The organism is Vibrio scophthalmi LMG 19158, assembly GCF_000222585.1.
In the GTDB taxonomy this organism is placed as follows: Bacteria; Pseudomonadota; Gammaproteobacteria; order Enterobacterales; family Vibrionaceae; genus Vibrio; species Vibrio scophthalmi.
Window position 1 is genome coordinate 1 of the sequence record NZ_AFWE01000159.1, and the last position, 25,623, is coordinate 25,623.

The following is a 25,623-nucleotide window of genomic DNA, read 5'->3' on the forward strand; positions in this document are numbered from 1 at the left end:
AAGTGCTAGGTTTTGGTTAATTGTTATTCGATATGTCCAGTTTGCGTATTGAGTAAATGTTCATTGTTTTCTATTACATTATTCGGTTTATTCATGATCAGAAAAATAAATCTATCACTTTTTATCATTGCATTGCTAAGTTGCTTTTTATTTTCGTCAATTTCATATTTCAAAATGAAAGATGATAGGCAAAACCTTATAGAGTTAGCGAACAAGGAAAATGTTAGCGCGTTAACGAATCAATATACTTCATCATTAGATAGTTACCGAACTTTGATGGATACGGTATCAACTTTCATTGCATTACAACTCCATGAGATACCAAATGGTTCACGAGATAATCTACTTGATTACGTGCATTACTTATCGAGAACATACGATCTAAAAGAAGTTATCGTGTCAGATGTGGATGGTAACTCTTACGGCAACCTAGATGTTCACCAAGAACAAAATCCTAAATTGCTCAATAGGCCTTGGTACACGGATGTGATGCAAAAATCCGCTAATTTTTATATGTCGAGCGTATATCAATCAATTGCCACAGGTGATTTCGTGATTACGATGTCGGTGCCAATTTCTTACAATGATCAACGTATTGGTGTATTGCTCTTTGATATGGATCCCAGTCGATTTATTACAGATAGTGCGGATGAATTTCTAATTACAAATGATGAAGGTGATGTGTTCGCAACAGATGCTAGCAATATATCCTCAATTTCGCAGAATTTATTTAAATTGCGGCCTGTCTTTAACAGTGTTGATGCCAAGCCATTTGTATACCAAAATCCAAATGATGAATGGTTTTCCGTGACCCGTAATAAACTGACGGATGATAAAAATCTATGGGCCATTACGCCTCTTGATCACGAAGTGAAAAGTACTCGCTCGCAGTTAATCACTCAAATCGCGTTGTTACTGGTATTAACGGCAATTTTAATGTGCGTGGTTTCATTTATCGTTAAGCGAGAGCTAAGAAATCTCAGCCAGATAAGCAGCTGGATACTCGATATGTCGAAAGGTGTTTTTTCGGACAGTAAAGGCATACAACGAGCCAACAATGAATTTGATATTATTGTTGATGCGTTGTTTGCACTGCACCATAACATATCCTCTATCGTTTCTTCGTCCCACGGCTCAATAACAAGCTTGAGTGGCTATCAAGATCAAATTTCAGACGCTATTACTAACAGTCTTCAAAACGCTGAGAATGAAATGTTTAAGGTGACGGAGCTTACGGGAGTCGCGAAAGACTTATCGGAGACATCGTCTGAAGTTGCCATCAGTGCGCAACAAGCCGATGCTGCGACAAATGCAGCCATTCATGCGCTTGATGATGCTATTGCTACGTTGAAACATTCTGAATTAATGTCGAACAATATGATTAATGCAATCACAGAGTCATCGCAGAAAATATCAGATCTGACGTTGCATTCTCAAAAAATCAGTTCTGTTGTTGAAGTTATTAACAGTATCTCTGATCAGATTAATCTTTTGGCATTAAATGCGGCCATTGAGGCCGCCAGAGCTGGCGAATACGGTCGAGGGTTTGCTGTTGTAGCTGATGAAGTGAGATCATTAGCAGCCAAAACCCAGCAGGCGACGATAGGGGTGCAAGATGAAATACTTGTGCTACAAAAACAGTCACAAAATGCCGATGAAATAATGCAGAGTAACGTATCGTTAGTCACTGAATCTCAAGAGCTAATGGGGCGATTCGCGACGCTATTTGGAGATATTGGTAATAAAGTGAAAGAAGTCTCGATGATTAATATGAGTGTCGCAACTGCCGCAGACAATCAGTTAAACTTAGCCAATACGGTTTCATCTAACCTAAGCGGTATACAAGACATTGTAACTAGCAACGTTTCAGGAAACCAGCAGGTAGAGTCTGTGAATGAAACTATCACTGAACTCACCAAAGATCTGACCTCAGAACTAGAGTTTTTTACGATAGTTAATCAAAGCACATCAATGAAGAATGAATAAAGCATCTTGCCTTTTATTTAGACATCATTTTCCGTAAAGCTACTCTACAAATAAAAAGAAAGACGGCACAACGTTCAAACGGAACAGCACTTGTAAAAAGGCGCTCATCATGAGCGCCTTCTTCATATTTACCAAAACAAAACTCGGCTTACAACAACTGGCCATCCACCAATACGGCCTGTGATTGGTAATCGTTGGAGAGTACGGTTGCTGCGGCGCGGTAGCCCGGTTTTAGCTGGCCTAATTGAGTTAGGTTCATCGCTTGGGCTGGGTAGGTTGAGGCCATTCTCAGCGCTTCTGCTTCATCGATGCCCCATGCAATCACATTGGCGACTGATTCATCCATGCCGATGTGTGCACCCGCTAAGCGGCCTTCGCTGTTGACCAGTTTATTATCGATCACCTCGATAATTTGCCCATCAAGTTCAAAACGGTTGGTTTCACTGCCCAGTGTTGCCATCGCGTCGGTGACGATCAAAAGCTTACCTGCAGGTTTTACCTTTTGCGCCAGCATCACATTGTTTGGGTGTACGTGAATACCGTCAGTAATGATTGAACACCAAGCATGGTCAGTGTGGAGTGCTGTGCCAATGACACCGGGTTCTCGCCCTTCAAACGCTGACATGGCATTGAAAAGGTGCGTAAAGCCATCGATGCGGCTGAGTTTGCGCGGGGTTAATTGCGCTGCGGTGGCATTGCTATGGCCGCAAGAGAGGGTTACGCCTTGTTGCTGTAGCCAGTCGAGTGTTTCATCACTCATGTTCTCCACAGCCGCAGTGACCAATACTTTGGCCTGTTTTGGCCAAGGAAAATCAGCGAGATCGTTGATGGTAGGGGAGTAAAATAACTCAGCGTTATGCGCGCCTTTTTTCTCTTTACTCAGCCATGGGCCTTCAAGATGCACGCCAATCACGCCCGGTACATGTGCTTCAATCGCTTGTTCGGTGGCGGTTAATGCTTGGCTAATGTCTTGCGGGGTAGAGCTGATCAGCGTTGGCAATAGGTATGCGGTGCCATGTTTGCGGTGTGCGCGACAAATGGTATCAATCGCGCTAGCGCTGATGTCGCTATTAAACATCACATCGCCGCCACCGTTAACTTGTAAATCAATAAAGCCTGGTGCAATTAAGGCATTGGCATAATGTTGATGCTCAATGTCGCTAGGTAATTCGGCAATCGGAAGGATCGCTTCAATCACATCGTTATTCCAAATGAGAGCGGCATCGTGATGGTAATGAGTTCCATCAAAAAGACGTGCAGCAGAAATGGCTTTCATTCCCATAATTAGTCCTTATTAAATTGGAAAGCAGCGCCGAGCAAGCAGGCGTCATAATCACCTTGAGCGGCAATAATCGGCACTTGGAATGCGTTTGGACGCTGAGCAATATGTTCAACGACGCGAGCTAAATACCCACTGGCAAGGCCGACACCACCACCTAACACGATAACATCTAAATCAAGGGTTGCTTTAAGGTTACAACATAAGGTGGCAATGGCTTGCGCACTGGCTTGGACAATCGCTTCCGCTTGCGGTTCATTTGGCGCGAGCTTAAATAACTCAACATTGCTGATTGGCGGGTGGAACACCTCGTGACTACGACGTTGAATTGCGGTACCTGACGCGATGGCTTCCACACAGCCTACCTGACCACAGCCACACTGCGGGCCGTTAGGATCAATCGAGAAGTGACCCACGTGACCTGCAAGGCCAGTAGCACCGCTGTGCAATTTACCATCAATAATGATACCGCCGCCGACCCCGGTAGAAACGGTAATAAACGCCATGTTACGCGCAGGTTGAGGTAGATTGACATACTCATACCAAGCCGCGGCTTGAGCATCATTGAGCATGGCAACAGGTTTGTTGGTTAGGCTTTCGAGCGCGGCGGACAATGGAAAAGGCGCAGGGAAGGCGAGGGTCTCAGGGTTAATGGCCGAGATACCCTGCTCGGTAACGAGCCCTGTGGTCGAAATGCCAATTCGCGTTGCACGATCAAGCCAATCTGTCGCTTGTTCAAGGATCATCACTGCAAATTGGCTCGCTTCTTTTACTGTTGGAGTTGGGAACTGACGACGTTCAACAATGGCATCGCCGTGTACCAAACCAATTGCGATCTTTGTGCCGCCGATATCAATTGCCAGTGTGTTTTTCGCCAGTGTCGACATTAACGCTCTCCTGCTGCTTGAGTGGCTGAATTAAACCAATCAATCATCACTTCTAAACGAGTCAGTGCTGAACCGACGGTTACCGCTACAGCGCCATGAGCGATCGCTTGAGCGGCGAGTTCTGGGGTGTTGTAACGACCTTCGGCCATGGTAAAGAATCCCGCTTGGGAAAATTGTTTCACCAATTGTAAATCTGGTTCGGTTGGCTCTTCACCACCAACATAACCCGACAAAGTAGAGCCAATAATATCAACCCCAACTTCGTTGGCCCAAAGACCATCTTCAAAATTTGAGCAGTCCGCCATAGCAAAACAGCCGCTTTCTTGGATCGCTTTAGCAATCACATCACGACTTTCTGGGCGTTCACGATTGGTCGCGTCAAAAGCGATTATTGTCGCACCTGCTTCAGCCAGTGAAGCAACATCACAAAGGTAAGGGGTAATGCGTACAGGACTGTCCGTTAAATCACGTTTCACAATCGCAATAATTGGTAGATTAACTGCACGCGAAACGGCAGCCACATTGGCTACGCCCTCGATGCGCAGCGCTTTTGCTCCTGCTTGTTCTGCCGCTTGTGCCATTGCGACGATGAATTCGGTTTTTTCTAATGGGCTATCTGGCACTGGTTGAATCGAAACGACAGTTTGACCTTGGAGTTGCTCTTTTAACTGGTTGATATTTATATTTTTTGTTCTCACGTTTGGCCTCTCAATAAGATATTTCACAGCGGATTTATAGTGACTGAAAATCCATCACATTCGTCGAAATAGGGTGTAGGAATCATATCTCTGACGAATTTTTGTCCGCGATCACATTTCAATAAAAGTTGGTTTGAAAATAATCTTCATCGCAATAATAATCCATAACGAAGATTTTTTTCAAACAAAATAAAAACTTTTTTCAAATACGTGAAACTTGGTCAATAAAAGTCTTGGTTTAGAAAAATCGAGGCTAAAAAAACAAAAAGGGAACACTATGAAAGCCATTAACAAGATTACTCTCGCTATGCTTGCTTTAGGTTGTGCTGTCTCTGCTCAAGCGGCGACAACACTTAAAATGGGTATGCAACCTTCTGTTGGGTCAGTGGAATATACGTCGGCAAAAATGCTGGCAGACACGATTGAAGAGCTTAGTAACGGCGAAATGAAAGTGGCACTTTACCCAAGCGCACAACTCGGTGATGACCGTGCGATGCTGCAACAACTTTCGATGGGTGATTTGGATATCACTTACGCTGAGTTTGGTCGTATGGGCCTATGGATCCCGCGTGCTGAGGCGGTTATGTTGCCTTACGTAGTGCGTGATTTTTCACATCTACAACGTATTTTCAATTCAGATTTTGGCCAAGAAATCCGCGGTGAAATGTTAACCAAATTTAACTGGCGCGCATTGGATACTTGGTACAACGGCACACGCGAAACCTCTTCTAACCGTCCACTTAACAGCATTGAAGACTTTAAAGGTCTGAAGCTGCGCGTTCCAAATGCTAAAGCTAACTTGAACTTCGCCAAACTATCAGGCGCATCACCAACACCAATGGCGTTCTCTGAAGTGTATCTAGCACTACAAACCAACGCGGTGGATGGTCAAGAAAACCCATTGCCAGCGATCAAAACCATGAAGTTCTATGAAGTTCAGGCCAACCTTGCAATGACCAATCACATCGTAAACGACCAAATGGTGATCATCTCAGAAACGACGTGGCAAGGCTTGAATGAAGCGCAGCGTGACATTGTCACTAAAGCAGTGGCAAAAGCGGGTGAAGCACATACCGCCTTCGTTAAGAAACAAGAAGCTGAGCTGATTTCTTACTTTGAAGCGGAAGGTGTAACCGTGACTTACCCAGAGCTTTCACCATTCCGTGAAGCGATGCAGCCTCTCTACACCGAGTTTGAAGAGCAAGTTGGTCAACCGGTAGTGAAGCAGCTTGCGGCAATGTAAGCATCGCACTCAAGTTTGATCTTAAGTTAAGTGTCAATTTCTAGGCTGGTCGAGACTGGCCAGCCGTGGAGTTCAAAATGTTACGCAAGATAATCGACAATATTGAAGAAATCATCACCGTGCCGCTCATGGCAGCATTGTTAGTGGTATTGACTTGGCAGATTGGTAGCCGTTGGCTACTGAACGATCCTTCGTTGTGGAGTGAAGAGCTTGCAAGGGTTCTTTTCATGTACATGTGCATGATTGGTTGTGCGATGGCGCTGAAACGCGGCTCGCATGTAAACATCACTTTTTTCTCTGATAAGTTGCCTGAGAAAACCCGTTTAGCTTTAGTGTTGTCATTGGAATTTGCCGTTCTTCTTTCTATTTTCGCCATTGTTTATCTCGGCTATCAACATGTACAGCGCACTGCCTTTTTTGAGCTAATCACACTAGGTGTATCAAGCAGTTGGCAAACCTATGCTCTGCCGATTGGTGGGTTGTTTATGGTGTTTAGACAAGTACAAAAGATGGTAGGCATTGCGAAGCAGTTTTCTACCAGTAGTAATGATGCAGCGGCATCTGACTCACAGATGGCTGAGAGGTAATCGATCATGGCAACTTCAATTTTTGGCTGGTTAGGTCTGCTATTTGCAGGGATGCCAGTAGGATTCTCGCTTATTTTTGTCGCACTGATTTTCTTATTGGTGACAGGCAGTCCAGGTATCAACTTTGCGGCTCAGCAAATGATCACTGGTGTTGATAACTTTACGCTACTTTCTGTACCGTTTTTCGTTCTCACCGGTCACCTGATGAACAGTGCTGGGATTACAGAACGTATTTTTAATTTCGCTAAATCAATGATGGGTCATATCACGGGCAGTCTTGGTCACGTGAACATCATGGCGAGTTTACTGTTCTCTGGTATGTCAGGCTCGGCACTTGCTGATGCTGGCGGCTTAGGTCAGCTAGAGATTAAATCGATGCGTGATGCGAAATACGATGATGATTTCGCCGGCGGTTTAACGGCTGCATCATGCATTATCGGCCCACTCGTACCACCTTCAATCCCTTTAGTTATCTACGGTGTGGTCTCGGGTACATCAATTGGTGCTCTGTTCTTAGCAGGTGCGATTCCGGGCTTGATGTGCTGTGCGGCTTTGATGGTGATGAGCTACTACATCTGTAAAAAACGCGGCTACATGGTATTGCCTCGTGCAACGGGTCGTGAGCGTTTGATTGCTTTCAAAGAAGCGTTCCTATCGCTATTGACGCCAATCATCATTATCGGCGGTATCTTTTCAGGCAAATTCACCCCAACAGAAGCGGCAGCGGTTTCATCTCTTTACGCTCTATTCTTGGGTACTGTGGTTTACAAGCAGCTAACGCTTGAGAACTTTATTGAAATCCTGAAAGAGACGGTAAATAACACGGCAGTTGTGGCTCTGATGGTGATGGGCGTAACAGTATTTGGTTGGATTGTAGCGCGTGAACAGCTACCGCAAATGCTGGCTGAATTCTTCTTAACGATTAGTGACAACCCGCTAGTGCTGTTGCTACTGATCAACTTACTGCTGTTGTTCTTGGGTACGTTTATCGAGTCACTTGCACTGTTGCTACTGTTGGTTCCATTCCTTGTGCCTGTGGCGGTTTCAGTTGGTATTGACCCTGTTCACTTTGGTGTAATGGCTATCTTGAACCTGATGATCGGCATCTTAACTCCACCGATGGGTATGGCGTTGTATGTGGTGTCGCGTGTTGGTGATATTCCGTTCCACGTGCTTACTCGTGGTGTGATGCCACTGCTTGTGCCGCTGTTTATCGTGTTGGCGCTAGTGGCGGTATTCCCTCAATTTACTCTGCTGTTACCTGAGATCTTCCTCGGCTACGGTCAATAACAATTAATCTACTTGTATGGTGATGAGCCGGGTGCTCCGGCTCTAACTCTCTAGGATATAAAAATGAAAAAACTAACTGGTCTTATTGCTGCTCCGCATACTCCATTTGATATCAACAACAAAGTGAACTTTGGCGCGATTGATCAAATTGCCGAAGTCTTGATTGCACAAGGCGTAAAAGGTGCTTACGTGTGTGGCACTACCGGTGAAGGCATTCACTGTTCAGTGGAAGAACGTAAAGCGATTGCTGAGCGCTGGGTAAAAGCGGCGGATGGCAAACTGGATCTGATTTTACATACTGGTGCACTGAGTATTACTGATGCGATTGAACTGACAGAACATGCAGAAACATTGGATATTTTAGCGACTTCAGCCATTGGTCCTTGTTTCTTTAAGCCAGGTTCAGTGGATGATTTGGTGGAATACTGCGCGCAAATCGCAGCGGCCGCGCCGTCAAAAGGCTTCTACTACTACCACTCTGGTATGTCAGGGGTGAACCTCGATCTAGAGCAGTTTTTGATCAAAGGTGGCGAGCGCATTGAAAACCTATCGGGCGCGAAGTTCAACAATGTTGACCTGTACGAATACCAACGTTGCGTTCGCGTTGCTAATGGTAAATACGATATTCCTTTTGGTGTTGATGAGTTCTTACCTGCTGGCTTAGCGGTGGGGGCTGTAGGCGCTGTGGGTAGTACATATAACTACGCAGCACCACTGTACTTAGAAATTATTGAAGCATTTAACCGTGGCGACCAAGCAAAAGTGGCAGCGCTGATGGATAAAGTGATCGCGATTATTCGTGTCTTGGTTGAATACGGCGGTGTGGCGGCGGGTAAAGTCGCAATGCAACTGCATGGCATTGATGCGGGTAACCCACGTACGCCAATCCGCTCATTGACAGACGCGCAAAAAGCCGACGTTTTGGCGAAAATGCGCGATGCGGGTTTCATGAACCTGTAAGGCATACAACACATATTGTTACGCGAATAGCCGAGTAAATCTCTAACTGCGTCGCAGCATGTAAGAAAAATCGACTTGCATGCTGCCTTTTAGAGCAAATCGGAGCAATTAATTCGTGGTGGATGTGTCAAAGTGACCATCACTTTGTTACTTTTAGCGGTCAAAACAAGCATAGAAGAGGCACCTGTGAATACGCCTAAAAATTTGTTGGTTCGATTGCGTTCAAATATAGAGCCGCTAAGTAAGAAATTACGTCAAGTTGCGGACTATATCCTAGAAAATGCCAATGACGTTCAATACCAAACGATCACTGACTTGGCACGTAATACTGAAACAAGTGAAGCTACCGTTGTGCGCTTGTGTCGAGATATGGGCTACAAAGGCTATTCTGATTTTCGTATGGCATTGGCGGTGGGTTTATCGCAAAGCCAAGAGCGTCAGCCACAAGAGTCTGATGGTGATATTTGTGAAGTGTCAGCACAAAGTGCATCAGCGAGTTTGCTTGATACTGCACAATTGATTGATCGCAAAGCGCTTAAACGTATTTGTGATTTGGTGCATAACGCGAGCTTTATTAGTTGTGTCGGCGTTGGCGCTTCGAGCATTGTGGGCCGTTATCTTGCGTTCCGTTTATTACGAATCGGCAAGAAAGTGACCATGTATGAAGATACGCACTTAGCAGCGATGAATGCGGTAAGAAGCCAATCGGGGGATTTGTGGTTTGCCGTATCAAGCTCAGGCTCGACGCGAGAAGTGATTCACGCGGCAACACAAGCTCATACGCGTAATGTGCCAGTGGTGGCGTTGACGAATATCAGCCATAGCCCTCTAAGTGCGATTTGCTCAGAGATGTTGGTGGCAGCAAGACCTGAAGGCCCACTAACGGGTGGTGCATTTGCCTCGAAAGTGGGTGCATTACTACTGGTGGATGTGCTGGTCAATAGCTTGTTAGAAGAGCACCCAGAGTATTCTGAATCGGTACTTGAAACCGCGGAAGTGGTTGTACCGTTACTCAAGTAACCGTCAAATTATTTTAGCCTGCCAAAGAGTGGGCTTTATTTTGCTTTTTTAATGGAGAAAAAATTCTTCTTAACGCGTGGTTGTGGAAAATATTTTTGTTAATGCGAGTGCCGAGCTTGACATGATCGAGAGGGCAATCAGCTCATAATAAGGAAATCAATAACATGAAACCATTAACCCCTGTACTACTCACACTACCTTTGCTTGCTGCTTTCTCTGCGGCTTCTTATGCCAATCAAACTTGGCCTGATTTACCCAACGGCGTGAAAAATGGTGTTGGTGCGCAAATAGATTCAAAGATCTATGTTGGGCTTGGTTCAATGGGCAAACAATTTTATATGCTTGATCTGCAGCAGCTGGATAAAGGCTGGCAGCCACAAGCGGACTTTTCTGGCCCTGCACGTGATGGTGCGACCGCAAGCGTGATTAACGATGATATCTATATTTTTGGTGGTTCAGGTAAAGCAGACAGCAAGGCTGCGTCACCGATTATTTTTGAAACGGTTTATCGATTTGATACCGATGCTAATACGTGGTCGCAAGTGAATACTAAGGCGCCAGTTGGGCTGCTCGGCGCTGCGTCCTACTCACCAGACAATCAACAAATCGTTTTCTTTGGTGGTTACAACAAGAGATTGTTTGATCAATACCTGCACGATGTTATCACTACCGATAAAAAGGCCACGCCAGAACAATGGCAGAAGATCGTCGACGACTTTATGGGCATGAAGCCGGTTGATTATCAATGGAATCGACAAGTACTGAGTTACAACCCAAGTTCGAATCAGTGGCAGGATCTTGGTTCTTCGCCATATTTGCCAAACTGTGGGGCAGCCTTAGTGGTCGAAGATCAAAATGCGTTGATCATTAGCGGAGAAATTAAACCTGGGCTGCGTACAGCAGAAGTAAAATCGTATCAATTTGGTGAAAGCCAGCCATGGATAAGTGAGCATCCACTACCGACTCCAGAGTCTCAGTTACAACAAGAAGGGGTCGCGGGGGCCTTTGCTGGCACCAGTAATGGTGTTGTGCTGGTGGCGGGTGGCGCTAATTTCCACGGTGCTAAATTAGCTTTTGATAAGGGTAATATGTTTGCTCATAACGGCCTAGCGAAAGCCTTTAATGCCGAAACCTACGTGTTTAATCAAGGAGCATGGAAGCAAGATAAAAATCTGACAGAACCGCTTGCCTATGGCTTGTCCTTTACCGTGAACGATGGCGTGTTGCTGGTTGGCGGTGAGAAACCAGATAGTTCGGCCAGTACCAAGGTTACTAAGTTAACTTGGAATGGTCAGCATGTAGAACAACAGGATTAATCAATGAAGATTCAGTTCACACAGTTAGCGGCGTTGCCTGCTGGATTGAAAAACGGCGTGGGATTTAGCCACATCGCAAGCTCTGATAATAGCACCGAGGTTATTTATGCAGGGCTTGGTAGCTTAGGGCAGCAGTGGCTATCGTTTGATATGGATGGTGGCTCGGATTGGCAAGCAAAAGCGCCGTTTCCCGGTGTGGCGCGTAATGACGCCGTGTGCATTCCAGTAGAGAGCGGTTGTTTTGTTTTCTCTGGTGCCGGCGTCGCAGAGGGTGGCCATTACACGACTGTTCTGGATGATGGTTATTACTACGATTGCCAACAAGACAGTTGGCAGCAAGTGGCAGTGACGACTCCGGTTGGATTGCTCGGCGGTGTAGGTTTTGCACTCGATAGTGATCACTTGGCTTTTGTTGGCGGCTATAACAAATCGGTTTTCGATGGCCTAATGGCACAGCTTAACGAGCCGTTAATCGCTAATGATGCCGATGCGAAACAAGCGTGTTTAGTGCAGTTTATGTCCCAATCGATCGATGACTATCAATGGAACGACAAAGTTTATGGTTATCAACTGAGTACCCAGCAGTGGCATGTGATTGCGAACAATCCTTTCCAAGCGAACTGCGGTGCAGGCGTCTTCCGCGATGGTGATCGTTTAACCTTAGTTGAAGGGGAAGTGAAGCCGGGTCTGCGCAGCTTACACAGTAAGCAACTGCAGTTTAAAGATGGCAAGGTGGTGGAGTCGATGTACCTACCATCGATTCATGATCTGCACCCAAGTCATGAAGGGTTGGCTGGGGCGTACTGTGGCGAACTGAATGGTCAATGGTTAGTGGTCGGTGGAGCATTTTTCATTGGTAGCCAACACAAATACCAGCAAGGGCAGTGGTATAGTCATCAAGGACTCAGCAAAACCTTCGATAGTAAGGTTTGGTGCTTCGATGGCGCACAATGGCAACACGTTGCTGATTTACCGCAAGGCTGTGCTTATGGTGTCGCAATGACGACCAAACAAGGCATGGTGATTGTCGGTGGTGAATCTGCGCAAGGTGAGGCAATGACAGAGTGTTACTTAGTATCGTAATTGTCTAACTGAGTCATTTGTTTATCAAAGAGAGCATTTTTGCTCTCTTTTTTTATGCTGCGTTTTTAGCGCAAGTAAATCTAGGTTCTCGATGGTGTTTGTTGCAACAACTGCTGGTAGAAGGCTGTCGCGGCTGGACCGGTTTTGGCCCCTTTGGGTAGGGTGATGTGCAGTGCTACTTGATAGCGCTCCGACTGCTCTAAATTTATTACTGTGATTTTATCGCTGCGGCGTTGCTCAACCACATGCAATGGTAGGCGACAAAAGCCGACACCTTGTTCCACGGCGCGAAAGGCGTGGTCAAAATTATCGACCGTGATACGTTGGCGCGATTTAAGCCAACCCACATCGCGTTTATTCGCTGAACGATCACCCAAATCACGCACTACGATTTGACACGTCGTGTCCAAATCAGCCAAGCAGAGTGAGGCTTTGCTCGCTAGCGGATGATGGCTTGCAATGACCGGAACCATGGTGGTGATACCAAAAGCTTCGGCTGGGTAGTTGGTGATCGGCAAATTGATAATGGCAATATCGGCTCGTTCTGTTACCACCATTTCGGTGGTTTTACTCAGCGAGGTCTCTACGACCTGTATTGAGGTGGTGCTATTGGTGGCTAAAAACTGCTGCATCGGTTGATAGAGCCAGCTTGGGTCACATAAGTGATCGATAGCAATAGTAATTTGCGACTCTATACCACTACTGAGTTGTTGGCTGATCATTTCTAACTCACGAGCCTGCTCAAGCATTGAGTGAGCACGACGCAGTAGCGTTTTACCATGTTCGGTTAACACTGCGCGACGGCCTTGTACTGCTACGAGCTCTATACCTAACTGTTCTTCCAGCTTTCTAACGGCATAAATCAAGGTGGTATGGCTTTTATTCAGCGTAATTGCTGCGGCTTGAATACTGCCAGCTTGGTCGATTTGATGCAGCGTTTGCCATTGCTCTAAGGTCGTTTTAAGTCTCATTGGTCAGTTTTTTCGACAGTTAATGGCAAGATTATGAACTTTTTTGTCGGTTTTATAAAGGTAATAATCATCACATCAAAATACGTGAGCCATTTGTTGTGGCTTAGAGCGATATAATATTTAAAAAGATAGGATGAGTAGCGATGGCGAAATTACTGCAAGTTGATTTTGATTTTCAAGGCCCATTTGGTGAAGAGATGGTGCAGGCGATGACAGGCTTAGCTCAGTCAATTAATCAAGAGCCGGGCCTGATTTGGAAGATCTGGACGCAAAGCGAAAAAGATCAACTGGGTGGGGGGATCTATTTGTTTGAAAATCAAGCCTCAGCTCAGCGCTACTTAGAGATGCATTCTGCCCGTTTGCAACAAATGGGCATTAGTAATATTAGAGGTATTATCTTCGATATTAATCAACCGCTTAGCGAGATAAATCGCGCGCCGTTAGCTTAATGAATCCCGCTCAATTCACACTGTAAATCATATTGTTGCTGACAAAAGAAACTATTGATGCGTTTGCTGTCAGCAACTCAAAAGAAATATTAAGATGAACAATAAAACTTTTCTAACTCTCCACGGTGCTATTTACACCACGTTTGCTTTCGCGCTGTTTTTCATTCCTAGCCTTATGTGGCCAGTGTATGGCGTTGAGATTAATGATCAATATGCGTATTTTCTTTCTCAACATACGTCGATATTTCTTGGCGGTATTGCCGCGATCAGTTTGATGATGCGTAATATTGATTCTGTCCAAGCGATGCAACAGCTTATCAAAGCGCTATTGATAACCAACATTCTCGGCGCCGTGATCACCGCTTACGCTGGCTTCACTGGTATCTTTGTTGGCCTTGGTTGGAGTGACCCGATCTTCTTTGCGGTGTTGAGTGTGGTGACATTCCTACAGTACCAAAAGAGTCGTGGCTAATTTATCGTTAACTGCTTGCTCAATCTAGCGCGCTAAGCTCTGTTCCAGCCCTACTGATGCTATGTCAGTAGGGCTTTTTTGTTTTATTCCCCAGTGACAACGAGGTTATACCTTAGTCTAAATTGTCGACAATCTTCTTGATTAATAGCGAATGACTAGTCTATTTTGAATTGAAGTTAATAAATTGTTGACACTTTATTTTGCTAATGCGCTGCGCAGCTAAGTGTCCCATTATTCGATTGAACGCTGGGCATTGATATGAATCAAGAACTGAAAAGTACGGTTGCGATTGGCAACAACGGCTCGAATGATAAAGAGAGTGCTAAGTCAGCGACGTTGACGGAATCTCTGGTTACGTCATTGGTGGAAGCGATTGTCAGTGGCCAAATTCCCGCAGGTAGCAAGATCTCAGAGCCTGAACTGGCCAAACATTATCAAGTCAGCCGTGGGCCGTTGCGTGAAGCAATTATGCGTCTTGAAGGGCTGGGGTTGATTGAGCGTGCCGCCCATATAGGGGCGCGAGTGATTACTTTAAGCCCAGAGAAACTGGTTGAGCTTTACGCTGTGCGCGAAGCATTAGAGGGCATGGCAGCACGTCTAGCGGCGCGCCATATTCAGCAAGAGGAGATTTTGGCTTTGGAGTTGCTGTTAACGAAGCATTCTAATCATATTGATGAAGTAGAAGGAGCCTCTTACTTTCATCAACACGGCGACTTTGATTTTCATTACCGCATTATTAAAGCCAGCCGCAATCAAAAACTGATTGGTTTGTTGTGTAACGAGCTTTATCACCAACTGCGTATGTATCGCTTCCAATCTCCACGTTCACAATCCCGACCGAAAGAGGCCCTTAATGAACACAAATTCATTTTGCAGGCGATCCGAGATCGCGATGAAGAGCTGGCCGAAATGCTGATGCGTCGTCATATCTCCGGCAGTCGAAAACTAATCGAACAACAAATTTCTCTTGCTGAAAATCGCTAAGCTGTCATTTGCCAGCATAGGCCAAATAAGGATATCACCATGAACTTATCCCCCGGTGCGAAGTTTCGACTCGCAGTAGAAAATAACCATCCTTTACAAATTGTCGGCACCATCAATCCCTATTGCGCCATGATGGCGAAAAATATCGGCCACCAAGCGATCTATCTTTCTGGTGGCGGCATTGCCAATGCCTCATATGGTTTGCCTGATCTCGGTATTACCACCTTAAACGATGTGTTGGTGGACGTTGAACGTATCACCAATGCCTGTGATTTACCGTTACTAGTCGATATCGATACTGGCTTTGGTGGTGCGTTCAATATTGCCCGTACTATTAAAGCGATGGAAAAAGCCGGTGTTGCTGCGGTGCACATGGAAGATCAAGTCGCGCAGAAGCGTTGTGGTCATCGCCCCAACAAAGCGATTGTCAGTCAGCAAGAAATGGTCGATCGCATTAAAGCGGCTGTCGATGCACGTAGTGATGCCAGTTTCGTCATTATGGCGCGCACTGATGCGTTGGCTGTAGAGGGAATGGAAAGTGCGATTCAACGAGCGATAGCCTACGTTGAGGCAGGCGCTGACATGATTTTCCCTGAGGCGGTCAATGAGCTGGGTCAGTATGTGCAGTTTTCTAATGCGCTTGTTAAAGCGTGCGGTAAGCATGTGCCGATCTTGGCCAACATTACCGAGTTTGGCCAAACCCCACTATATGGCGGTGAAGAACTAGCGGAAGCCAAGGTGGATATGGTGCTCTACCCGTTAAGTGCATTCCGTGCCATGAACAAGGCGGCGGAAATGGTTTACAGCCACCTGTTTGAAGTGGGCAATCAAGAAGCGCTATTGGGCTCGATGCAAACGCGTAAAGAGCTCTACGCCCACCTCGATTATCACGCCTATGAGGATAAGATCGACAGTCTGTTTTCGTTAGAAAATGAGGTTGTATCAGAGGCGAAGTAACCACTTACTTAATACCGTCTGTCCCAATAAAAATCAGGCTAATAAATAGTTACTCAACAAATAACAATTCAACAAATAAGTCAGCAAATAACCAATAACGTGAAACCGTCTGGTGACGATAAAGCATCCCAATAGAGGATAACTCGCCAGACAGAAAAGGAGTTCAACATGCCTTCTACACAAGCAATCGATGCAACTGGAAGTGGTGCGGGTCTGCGTGGTCAAAGCGCAGGAAGCACTTCATTATGTACGGTGGGTAAATCGGGCACGGGCCTGACTTATCGTGGTTATGATATTACCGATCTGGCGAATCATGCTCAGTTTGAAGAAGTGGCGCATTTGCTACTGCGCGGTCATCTACCTAATCAACAAGAGCTGGATAACTACAAAACCCATTTGATTGCGCTGCGGGGATTACCATTGCAGCTTAAGCATGCGTTAGAGCTGATTCCTGCGGATGCTCATCCGATGGATGTGATGCGAACAGGTTGCTCTATACTGGGTAATTTAGAGCAAGAAATGGACTTTTCGCAGCAATTACCCGCTACAGAGCGCATGTTGGCGCTTTTCCCAGCGATTATTTGCTACTGGTATCGCTTTAGTCACGATGGGGTGCGAATCGATACTGAAGATCAAAGCCAAGACTCGCTTGGCGGCTATTTTTTACAAATGCTCACCGATAAAGCGCCGAGTGCGATGCAAAAACAGGTAATGCATTGCTCGCTGATTTTATATTCCGAGCATGAATTTAACGCCTCAACCTTTGCGGCTCGCGTTTGTGCTTCAACCCTATCCGATATTCATTCATGCGTGACGGCAGCCATCGGCACCTTGCGTGGGCCTTTGCATGGCGGTGCGAATGAAGCGGCGATGGCAATGATCGAAAACTGGCAAACCCCAGATGAAGCTGAAAAAAACATCCTACGAATGTTGGCAAACAAAGACAAGATCATGGGGTTTGGTCATGCCATTTATCGAGAATGCGATCCGCGCAATGCGCTGATTAAACGTTGGGCTAAAGAGTTATCACGCGCAGTCGGTGATACCCATTTGTACGCCGTATCAGAACGAGTAGAAGCGGTGATGAAGCGAGAAAAAGACCTGTTCTGTAACGCCGATTTCTTCCATGCCTCGGCGTATCACTTTATGGATATTCCGACCAAATTATTTACCCCTATCTTTGTGATGAGCCGTTTAACTGGTTGGGCAGCACACATTTATGAGCAGCGCGAGAATAACCGCATTATCCGTCCTAGCGCCGACTACACCGGCCCTGATTATCAAGCTTGGGTACCCATCGCGGAGCGATAAATTTCAGCGCAATAAATACAGAGGATGGCCTGCTAACGTCGATGTTAGCAGGCGGTGATTAAGGCCAAAGAGAATCAAATAGGAACTCGGTTATGAGCATAAACAGCCAATATCGTAAGCCGCTGATAGGAACAGAGTTAGATTATTTTGATGCGCGAGAAGCGGTCGATGCCATCGCTGAAAATACGTATCAATCGCTGCCTTACACTTCTCGTGTTTTCGCTGAGCAGTTAGTGCGCCGCTGCGATCCTGCTGCGCTCGAAGCGAGCTTAAAACAACTGATTGAGCGTAAGCGTGATTTGGATTTTCCATGGTATCCAGCACGGGTGGTGTGCCATGACATTCTCGGCCAAACGGCTTTGGTTGATCTGGCAGGTCTACGCGATGCGATTGCCGAGCAAGGTGGTGATCCGGCTAAGGTGAATCCGGTGGTGGAAACCCAGTTGATCGTTGATCACTCGTTGGCGGTTGAGCATGCTGGCTTTGATCGTGAGGCGTTTGATAAAAATCGTGCGATAGAAGATCGTCGTAATCAAGATCGCTTTGATTTTATTGAGTGGTGTAAAACGGCGTTTGAAAACGTCAGTGTGATCCCGGCGGGTAACGGCATCATGCACCAGATCAATCTCGAGAAGATGTCGCCAGTGGTGCAAGTTAAACAAGGGGTTGCTTACCCTGATACCTGTGTCGGGACCGACAGCCATACACCACATGTGGATGCGCTAGGTGTGATTGCGATTGGTGTGGGTGGCCTTGAAGCAGAAACTGTAATGTTGGGCCGACCATCAATGATGCGCTTGCCGGATATTGTTGGCGTGAACATTACAGGGCAGCGTCAAGCAGGTATTACCGCCACCGATATTGTGTTGGCAATGACCGAGTTTTTGCGTAATGAGCGCGTTGTATCGTGCTATTTGGAGTTTTTTGGCGAAGGCGCGCGAGCGCTAACCATTGGCGATCGCGCAACGATTTCCAATATGACGCCAGAATACGGTGCCACCGCCGGCATGTTCTACATTGATGAGCAAACCATTAACTATCTAAAACTGACTGGTCGCGACGAAGAACAGGTAAAGTTGGTAGAAAACTACGCTAAAAAGACAGGATTGTGGGCTGATGATCTGCAAACTGCGGTGTATGAGCGCGTGTTGGAGTTTGATCTTTCCTGTGTAACACGCAATATGGCCGGGCCTTCGAATCCGCATTCTCGTCTACCAACGTCAGAGCTTACTGCTCGAGGTATTGCTGATGCCGAAAGACGCAATGCTGACACGTTTAGCGCAAATCAAAACCTACCAGATGGTGCGGTGATCATTGCCGCCATTACCTCCTGCACTAACACCAGTAACCCGCGCAATGTAGTGGCCGCTGCATTGGTGGCTAAAAAGGCCAATCAATTAGGGTTAACCCGTAAGCCGTGGGTCAAAACCTCCTTCGCGCCGGGATCGAAAGTCGCCAAGCTCTATTTAGAGGAGGCGGGCTTACTCACTGAGCTTGAGCAATTGGGTTTTGGCATTGTTGGTTATGCTTGTACCACTTGCAATGGTATGAGTGGCGCTTTAGATCCGGCGATTCAGCAAGAGATTATTGAGCGCGATCTGTACACCACCGCTGTTTTGTCGGGCAACCGCAATTTCGATGGTCGTATTCATCCTTATGCCAAACAAGCTTTTCTCGCTTCGCCACCGTTAGTCGTCGCTTATGCATTGGCAGGCACGATGCGTTTTGATATTGAGCGCGATGCGTTAGGCATCAATAGCCAAGGTGAACCGATTTATCTTAGTGATTTATGGCCAAGCGATGAAGAGATTGATGCGGTAGTGAAGACCAGCGTCAAGCCTGAGCAGTTTAAGCAAGTCTATATTCAGATGTTCAAACTCGATGATGATCGGCAAACGACAAAGCCGCTCTATGACTGGCGTGAAATGAGCACGTATATTCGTCGCCCTCCCTATTGGCAAGGTGCGCTTGCTGGAGAGCGAACATTATCGGCGATGAGGCCTTTGGCGATATTAGGCGACAACATCACCACTGATCACCTTTCACCCTCCAATGCGATCTTACCGACGAGCGCTGCGGGGGAGTACTTAGCCCAAATGGGACTACCGGAAGAAGATTTTAACTCTTATGCCACGCACCGTGGTGATCACCTCACTGCGCAACGCGCGACATTTGCCAATCCAAAGCTGTTCAATGAAATGGTTAAGGACAATGGCGAAGTGGTACAAGGCTCACTAGCTCGCGTGGAACCGGAAGGCCAAGTGATGCGCATGTGGGAAGCGATTGAAACCTATATGCAGCGCAAGCAGCCTTTGATTGTGATTGCCGGTGCTGATTATGGTCAAGGTTCATCACGCGATTGGGCGGCGAAAGGGGTGCGCTTGGCTGGGGTTGAGGTGATTGTGGCTGAAGGCTTTGAGCGCATTCACCGCACCAACCTTGTGGGGATGGGAGTGCTGCCATTGCAGTTTAAAGCGGGAACGAATCGCTACACTTTAGCATTGGATGGCTCAGAGCTTTACGACGTAGTCGGTGAGATTGCCGCTGGTGTCGATTTGGCTTTAGTGATCACTCGAACCAATGGCGAAAAGCTCGATGTCGCCGTGACGTGTCGCTTAGATACCGCTGATGAAGTGCATGTTTATCAAGCGGGTGGCGTGTTACAGCGCTTTGCTCAAGATTTTTTGGCTGAGTGAGGGAGAGAAGATCATGAATAAAATTCGTTTCTTAAAACAAACCCCATGCTCAAAACAAGAAGGGTATTCGGCAGCAAGCCACAACGAAGAGCGTCAGTGTGAACACTCCACCGCAATGCAAATGAAAGTACCTGCGACTTACATGCGGGGCGGCACTAGCAAAGGGGTGTTCTTTCGCCTCAATAATCTGCCGCCTGCGGCGCAGGTCGCGGGTGAGGCGCGTGACCAATTATTGCTGCGCGTGATTGGCAGCCCTGATGCTTATGGTAAGCAGATTGATGGTATGGGCGGAGCAACGTCCAGCACCAGTAAAGCGGTGATTGTCAGCCAAAGTACGCGTGCTGATCATGATGTTGATTACTTATTTGGTCAGGTTTCGATTGATCAACCGTTCGTCGATTGGAGTGGTAACTGCGGTAATCTTTCTGCCGCTGTCGGCCCGTTCGCGATCCACGCTGGGCTAGTCGATGCCAAGCGTCTGCCGCGTAACGGCATCGCAGAGGTGCGTATCTGGCAGGCCAATATCAGCAAAACCATCGTGGTACATGTGCCGATGCTCAATGGGCAAGTACAAGAGTGCGGCGACTTTATGCTAGATGGGGTCACTTTCCCTGCCGCTGAAATCCAAGTTGATTTTGTCGAACCAGCGGATGGTTCTGGACTGCTATTTCCGACTGGCAACTTGGTTGATGATCTTGAAGTTCCGGGAGTTGGCAACTTTAACGCAACCTTAATCAGCGCCGGCATACCTACGATTTTTATTGATGCGCACTCGCTTGGCTATCAAGGCACAGAGCTGCAAGAGACGATTAACTCTGATCAGCAAGCGCTGGCTAAGTTTGAAAAAATTCGAGCCTATGGCGCGCTCAAAATGGGCTTAATCAGTGATATTGAACAAGCTACAAGTTGCCAACACACCCCCAAGATCGCTTTTGTTTCTGAAGCCAAAGAGAGCCTTTCTTCCAGTGGTAATGTCATTGCTCGCGATGAGGTAGATTTACTGGTTCGCGCTTTGTCGATGGGCAAACTGCATCACGCCATGATGGGTACGGCAGCGGTGGCGATTGCATCCGCGGCGTGTGTCCCCGGAACGCTGGTCAACCTTGCGGCGGGCGGAGGTGTGCGCTCGGCGGTGACCTTTGGCCACCCATCTGGAACCCTAAAGGTGGGGGCGCATGCGAGTCAAACGGACAATGAGTGGCAGATAGAGAAAGTTACTATGAGCCGCAGTGCGCGAGTCTTAATGGAAGGGATGGTGCGAGTTCCGTTCGATTCCATTTTCTCATAACGCTTAGATAATCTCAGTGAGTCGCTTTATTCAAGGACGACCCTTACGCATTTCTCGCATAGGCCGTTACCAACACAATCTCATTTCGTTGTGTTGCTATAAGTCGAAACAAAGACATACTGGAGGAAGCACTATGTCGGCATATCAAGAACAATATCAGTGGGCGCAACAGCAACCAGAACAGTTTTGGCAGCAACAAGCGCACAATATTGATTGGTTTCAAGCCCCACAAACTATTCTCGCTAAGGATGAAAATGGCATCGAACGCTGGTTCCCTGATGGGCTGATGAATACTTGCTGGTTAGCGCTGGATTACCATTGTGAGCAGGGGCGAGGTGAGCAAACCGCGCTGATTTATGATTCACCGGTAACGGGCGCTAAGCAGCGTTATAGTTATGTTGAAATGCGCGATCAAGTTGCAGTCATTGCCGGCATGTTAGCCGCGCAAGGAGTGGGCAAAGGTGATCGGGTGGTGATTTATATGCCGATGATCCCTGAAGCGGTAATGGCAATGCTCGCGTGCGCGCGATTGGGAGCCATTCACTCCGTAGTGTTTGGCGGCTTCGCGCCCAGTGAGTTAGCGGTGCGAATTGAAGATGCTGAACCCAAAGTGATCATGACCGCCTCATGTGGCGTGGAAGTCAACAAGCTGATCCCATACAAACCGATGGTCGACCAAGCGATTATGGATAGTCGCTGGAAGCCGGAAAATGTCTTTGTTTTGCAAAGGCCGCAATGCCTTGCTGAGCTTAATCAAGATCGCGATATTGATTGGCGGCAAGCACAACAAAACGCCTTGCCCCATGCTTGTGTCCCCGTGTTGGCGACTGACCCGCTCTATATTCTTTATACTTCGGGCACCACGGGTAAACCGAAAGGCGTGGTACGTGATAATGGCGGTCATGCCGTTGCGATGAAATACTCGATGAGTGCCATCTACAATATGCCCCGAGATGGCGTGTTTTGGGCGGCGTCGGATGTCGGCTGGGTCGTTGGTCACTCCTATATTGTCTACGCGCCACTGATCCATGGCTGCACTACCGTGTTGTATGAAGGAAAACCGGTGCGGACGCCTGATCCGGGGGCATTTTGGCGTGTGTGCGAAGAGCATCAAGTGGATGTTTTGTTCTCAGCGCCGACGGCGTTTCGCGCGATTAAGAAAGAAGATCCACAAGGGGAATATCTTAAGCTATATGACCTATCCCATTTAAAAACCATCTTTATGGCTGGCGAACGCCTTGACCCGCCAACCTTAGAGTGGGTGGTAAGCCACACCGATAAGCCTGTGATTGATCATTGGTGGCAGACCGAGACTGGTTGGGCGATCGCGGCAAATTTGACGGGAATTGAAATGATGCCAGTGAAGGCCGGTTCAGCCACGATGCCTGTACCCGGTTATCAAGTGGAAATTTTAAACGAGATGGGGCAGCCGGTGGCGACCAATCAACAAGGCTTTATTGCGCTGAAACGCCCTTTGCCGCCCAGCTGTTTACCGACGGTATGGCGTAACCATGATCGATTTGAAAGTGGTTACCTAAGCCAATTTCCAGATTACTACGTTTCAGGCGATGGCGGTTATCTCGATGAGGATGGCTACCTGTTTATCATGGGCCGTATTGATGATGTGATTAATGTTGCCGGTCATCGTCTATCAACCGGTGAGATGGAAGAGATTGTCGGTGGCCATCCGGCTATTGCCGAGTGCGCGGTGGTAGGTATCCATGATGAGCTTAAAGGGCAACTGCCACTTGGCTTTGTGGTACTCAAAGACGGTGTCAGCATCGATGATATAACCTTAGAGGGGGAACTTGTCAGTAAGGTGCGAGATTCGATTGGCGCAGTTGCCTGCTTTAAGCACGCTCTGGTGGTGGAGCGTTTACCGAAAACCCGTTCAGGTAAAATTCTACGCCGAACCATCCGCCAGATTGCCGATGGTGAAAGCTATACCGTACCATCCACGATTGATGACCCCTCCAGTATTGCTGAGATAGAGCGGGTATTGCGCGTCTAATTCATCATGAAAATCAAAGTACCAAATGAAGGGCGGAGTTTTGCGACTACGTCTTTTGTTGTTCACCTCTTTTTACATCTATGTGGCTTATCGCTCTAAGTCGTGCATGGTAGTATTGCTCGATTTTTCAATAGCATATCAAGGAAGAGTATGACTCCGAATCAACAAGCGTTTCTTGACCAATACCTTGCTCAGCTCTCGGAAGCAGAGCGTAACGACATTCCGCAGTTTTTGGCTGAGTATTTTTGTGCCGATGAATACAACGCGAATGAGTGTGCACGTTTAATCGGTCTGGGGATCAAAACCGCCTCATGCAGTTTGAAAGCTGGCTACGATATTGATGATGAGCTTTTGCCTGTGGTTGGTCGTTTAACGGTGGTGTTGGATTGGAATCAAACACCCATCTGTATTGTTAAACTGACTAGCGTCGAAATTTGTCCATTCAATCAAGTGACCGAGGCGTTTGCCCAGTCAGAAGGCGAGGGGGATGGCACCTATGCTTGGTGGCGCAAGGCACATATCGATTTCTTTAACCAATACGCTCAAGAAATCGGCGTTAGTTTTACTGAAGAGTCAGAACTGGTGTTAGAGCGGTTTGAGAAGGTTTACCCAGTTTAGCGAGATGCAATAGGGTCGTTATTGCGTTTTCTTTGGAGTGACATAAAGCTAAGAGTGAGAGTCAATGAGGGGCGATACCCCTCATTGTGATTAGTTACTTGTCCATCTCGATGCGGATTGTTCTATATAGGCAAAGTCAAAGGCGTGTTTAAGGAATGACAATGCGTTAATGAGCCTTAGGCGCTGCCATTTCAAACTCTTTCGCCAGTAGGGCTTGCTGTGCTTTTTCATGGCCTTGTTTGGCGGCTTTTTGATACCACATCATCGCCAAATGCTTGCTTTCAAAATCTTCGAGATTTGAGTGATATAGCGTACCGAGAATGTACTGGGATTCAGCATCACCTTGTTCTGCCGCCATGGTATACCACGCGATCGCTTCATCCATATCTTGCTCAATGCCTTTGCCTGCTTCTAGCATCACACCGAGATTATATTGAGCCGCTACCGAGCCCTGCTTCGCCGCTTTGACGTACCAGAAATACGCTTCCTTTTTGTTAACGGGAGTGCCTACGCCGAGTTCGTACAACGACGCTAAGCTAAATTGGGCGTCGGCATGGCCATTCTCAGCGGCATGGTGGTACCAAATGAAAGCCTTAGTCTTATTTGGCTCTGTGCCTCGACCAAAATCGTACATCATGCCAACATTATACTGTGCTTCTACATGACCTTGCTCTGCTGCCCTAAGGAACCACGTGAAAGCGTCGGGTTTGTTTTCCTCAATACCAGCGCCGAAATAGAGCATCATAGCTAAATTGAACTGAGCCTCAGCATGGCCTTGTTGTGCGGCGATCAGATACCATTTTATTGCTTCGGACTTATTTTTTTCGATGCCTTTACCGAGCTCCAGCATTAACGCTACGCTGTATTGAGCTTCAAGATGGTTTTGCTCGGCAGCTTGATAGTACCAATATAGCGCCGCTCCTAAGTCTTCATCGGTACTGATGCCATAAGCAAGCATTGCCGCCATATTATATTGTGCCTCAGCGCTACCTTGCTCAGCCGCTTTGCTGTACCACTCCAGAGCTTGCTGGAGATTCTCTTCTACTCCTTGAGCAAACTCCAACATTCTACCGACGTTAAGTTGTGCTTTGGCATGGCCTTGTTCCGCCGCTTTTAAATACCAGTGAAACGCCATAGATCGATTTTCACTAATACCATCACCGTGATAGTACATCGTCGCGAGATGGTATTGGGCACGCATGTTGCCTTGCTCTGCCGCTTGTTCCATCCACCGTGTTGCTTGTGCTTTGTCTACTGGTGTTGTTTCACCAAAGTAATACATATGACCAAGGTAATATTGAGCTTCACTGTGCCCATCTGTGGCGGCTTGGCTGAATAGTTCGAAGGCTTTCTCTTTATTTATTGATCCGCCATTACCAAAATAGTATTGAACAGCAAGGTCATAAGTTTCTTTACCTGTTTGGTGTTCTATCGCGTAATGAGTACATCCCAAAATGGGATTAATCAGCAATGTCATAGCTAGAATAAAACCTTTCATGCTCTTTTGATTAGACCTG

Annotated in this window: 22 protein-coding genes; 17 read left to right on the forward strand and 5 right to left on the reverse strand. The window is 46.9% G+C overall.

Features of this window, described 5'->3' with window-relative positions; genetic code table 11:
• Positions 1-93: 93 nt before the first annotated feature.
• Positions 94-1,986 carry a methyl-accepting chemotaxis protein gene (locus RH88_RS12285; protein ID WP_081467378.1) on the forward strand — a complete coding sequence of 631 codons (1,893 nt, stop codon included), beginning with the start codon at positions 94-96 and terminating at the stop codon, positions 1,984-1,986.
• Positions 1,987-2,134: 148 nt separating this feature from the next.
• Here the strand turns inward: RH88_RS12285 and nagA are convergent, their stop codons facing one another.
• Genes nagA through RH88_RS12300 form a run of 3 tightly spaced genes read right to left on the reverse strand, consistent with a single transcriptional unit; the run spans position 2,135 to position 4,835 of the window.
• Positions 2,135-3,268 carry an N-acetylglucosamine-6-phosphate deacetylase gene (gene nagA, locus RH88_RS12290; protein WP_005596396.1) on the reverse strand — a complete coding sequence of 378 codons (1,134 nt, stop codon included), beginning with the start codon at positions 3,266-3,268 and terminating at the stop codon, positions 2,135-2,137.
• A gap of 2 nt (positions 3,269-3,270) precedes the next feature.
• A complete protein-coding gene (locus RH88_RS12295; protein ID WP_005596398.1) occupies positions 3,271-4,152 on the reverse strand; it encodes an N-acetylmannosamine kinase in 882 nt (293 codons plus the stop codon).
• Entirely contained in the window at positions 4,152-4,835 is a 684-nt protein-coding gene (locus RH88_RS12300; RefSeq protein ID WP_406853491.1) for a putative N-acetylmannosamine-6-phosphate 2-epimerase, read from the reverse strand. The genes RH88_RS12295 and RH88_RS12300 overlap by 1 nt, the downstream gene beginning before the upstream one ends.
• A 292-nt stretch (positions 4,836-5,127) precedes the next feature.
• Between RH88_RS12300 and RH88_RS12305 the strand changes: the two genes are divergently transcribed.
• The 7 genes from RH88_RS12305 (at position 5,128) to RH88_RS12335 (ending at position 12,349) form a co-directional block, all read left to right on the forward strand.
• Positions 5,128-6,093, forward strand: coding sequence for a sialic acid TRAP transporter substrate-binding protein SiaP (locus RH88_RS12305; protein ID WP_005596402.1), 966 nt, complete (start codon positions 5,128-5,130; stop codon positions 6,091-6,093).
• Positions 6,094-6,158: 65 nt separating this feature from the next.
• Positions 6,159-6,680, forward strand: coding sequence for a TRAP transporter small permease (locus tag RH88_RS12310; RefSeq protein WP_174269650.1), 522 nt, complete (start codon positions 6,159-6,161; stop codon positions 6,678-6,680).
• A 6-nt stretch (positions 6,681-6,686) separates the two neighbouring features.
• Entirely contained in the window at positions 6,687-7,970 is a 1,284-nt protein-coding gene (locus RH88_RS12315) for a TRAP transporter large permease (RefSeq protein WP_005596406.1), read from the forward strand.
• A gap of 63 nt (positions 7,971-8,033) precedes the next feature.
• Positions 8,034-8,930: a dihydrodipicolinate synthase family protein gene (locus tag RH88_RS12320; protein ID WP_005596408.1), complete on the forward strand. Its 897-nt coding sequence runs from the start codon at positions 8,034-8,036 to the stop codon at positions 8,928-8,930.
• A 186-nt stretch (positions 8,931-9,116) separates the two neighbouring features.
• Positions 9,117-9,950, forward strand: a complete 834-nt coding sequence (locus RH88_RS12325) for a MurR/RpiR family transcriptional regulator (protein ID WP_038219506.1) — start codon at positions 9,117-9,119, stop codon at positions 9,948-9,950.
• A 164-nt stretch (positions 9,951-10,114) separates the two neighbouring features.
• Positions 10,115-11,266: an N-acetylneuraminate epimerase gene (locus tag RH88_RS12330; RefSeq protein WP_005596411.1), complete on the forward strand. Its 1,152-nt coding sequence runs from the start codon at positions 10,115-10,117 to the stop codon at positions 11,264-11,266.
• A 3-nt stretch (positions 11,267-11,269) separates the two neighbouring features.
• Entirely contained in the window at positions 11,270-12,349 is a 1,080-nt protein-coding gene (locus tag RH88_RS12335) for a YjhT family mutarotase (protein ID WP_005596413.1), read from the forward strand.
• An 80-nt stretch (positions 12,350-12,429) separates the two neighbouring features.
• Here RH88_RS12335 and RH88_RS12340 read toward each other — a convergent pair whose 3' ends face one another.
• Positions 12,430-13,320, reverse strand: a complete 891-nt coding sequence (locus RH88_RS12340) for a LysR family transcriptional regulator (protein WP_005596415.1) — start codon at positions 13,318-13,320, stop codon at positions 12,430-12,432.
• A gap of 143 nt (positions 13,321-13,463) precedes the next feature.
• On the opposite strand from RH88_RS12340, the gene RH88_RS12345 reads away from it, so the two are divergent.
• From RH88_RS12345 to RH88_RS12385, 9 genes are all read left to right on the forward strand, one after another.
• Positions 13,464-13,769 carry a monooxygenase gene (locus tag RH88_RS12345; RefSeq protein ID WP_005596417.1) on the forward strand — a complete coding sequence of 102 codons (306 nt, stop codon included), beginning with the start codon at positions 13,464-13,466 and terminating at the stop codon, positions 13,767-13,769.
• Between the two features lie 94 nt (positions 13,770-13,863).
• Positions 13,864-14,241 (forward strand): hypothetical protein, encoded by a 378-nt coding sequence (locus RH88_RS12350; RefSeq protein ID WP_005596419.1) that lies wholly within the window; start codon positions 13,864-13,866, stop codon positions 14,239-14,241.
• A 258-nt stretch (positions 14,242-14,499) separates the two neighbouring features.
• A complete protein-coding gene (locus RH88_RS12355) occupies positions 14,500-15,225 on the forward strand; it encodes a GntR family transcriptional regulator (protein WP_005596421.1) in 726 nt (241 codons plus the stop codon).
• Between the two features lie 39 nt (positions 15,226-15,264).
• A complete protein-coding gene (gene prpB / locus RH88_RS12360) occupies positions 15,265-16,182 on the forward strand; it encodes a methylisocitrate lyase (RefSeq protein WP_005596423.1) in 918 nt (305 codons plus the stop codon).
• A gap of 168 nt (positions 16,183-16,350) precedes the next feature.
• Positions 16,351-17,493, forward strand: a complete 1,143-nt coding sequence (gene prpC, locus RH88_RS12365; RefSeq protein WP_005596424.1) for a bifunctional 2-methylcitrate synthase/citrate synthase — start codon at positions 16,351-16,353, stop codon at positions 17,491-17,493.
• Positions 17,494-17,585: 92 nt separating this feature from the next.
• The gene (acnD, locus tag RH88_RS12370; protein ID WP_005596426.1) at positions 17,586-20,189 is read left to right on the forward strand and encodes a Fe/S-dependent 2-methylisocitrate dehydratase AcnD; all 2,604 of its coding nucleotides are present in this window, start codon (positions 17,586-17,588) and stop codon (positions 20,187-20,189) included.
• Positions 20,190-20,304: 115 nt separating this feature from the next.
• A complete protein-coding gene (gene prpF, locus RH88_RS12375) occupies positions 20,305-21,477 on the forward strand; it encodes a 2-methylaconitate cis-trans isomerase PrpF (protein ID WP_174269651.1) in 1,173 nt (390 codons plus the stop codon).
• A 133-nt stretch (positions 21,478-21,610) separates the two neighbouring features.
• Positions 21,611-23,488: a propionyl-CoA synthetase gene (locus RH88_RS12380; RefSeq protein ID WP_005596430.1), complete on the forward strand. Its 1,878-nt coding sequence runs from the start codon at positions 21,611-21,613 to the stop codon at positions 23,486-23,488.
• A gap of 150 nt (positions 23,489-23,638) precedes the next feature.
• Positions 23,639-24,106, forward strand: a complete 468-nt coding sequence (locus RH88_RS12385) for an ASCH domain-containing protein (protein ID WP_005596432.1) — start codon at positions 23,639-23,641, stop codon at positions 24,104-24,106.
• 166 nt (positions 24,107-24,272) lie between these two features.
• On the opposite strand, the gene RH88_RS12390 is transcribed toward RH88_RS12385, so the two are convergent.
• Positions 24,273-25,604 carry a tetratricopeptide repeat protein gene (locus RH88_RS12390; protein WP_005596434.1) on the reverse strand — a complete coding sequence of 444 codons (1,332 nt, stop codon included), beginning with the start codon at positions 25,602-25,604 and terminating at the stop codon, positions 24,273-24,275.
• Positions 25,605-25,623: the final 19 nt, after the last annotated feature.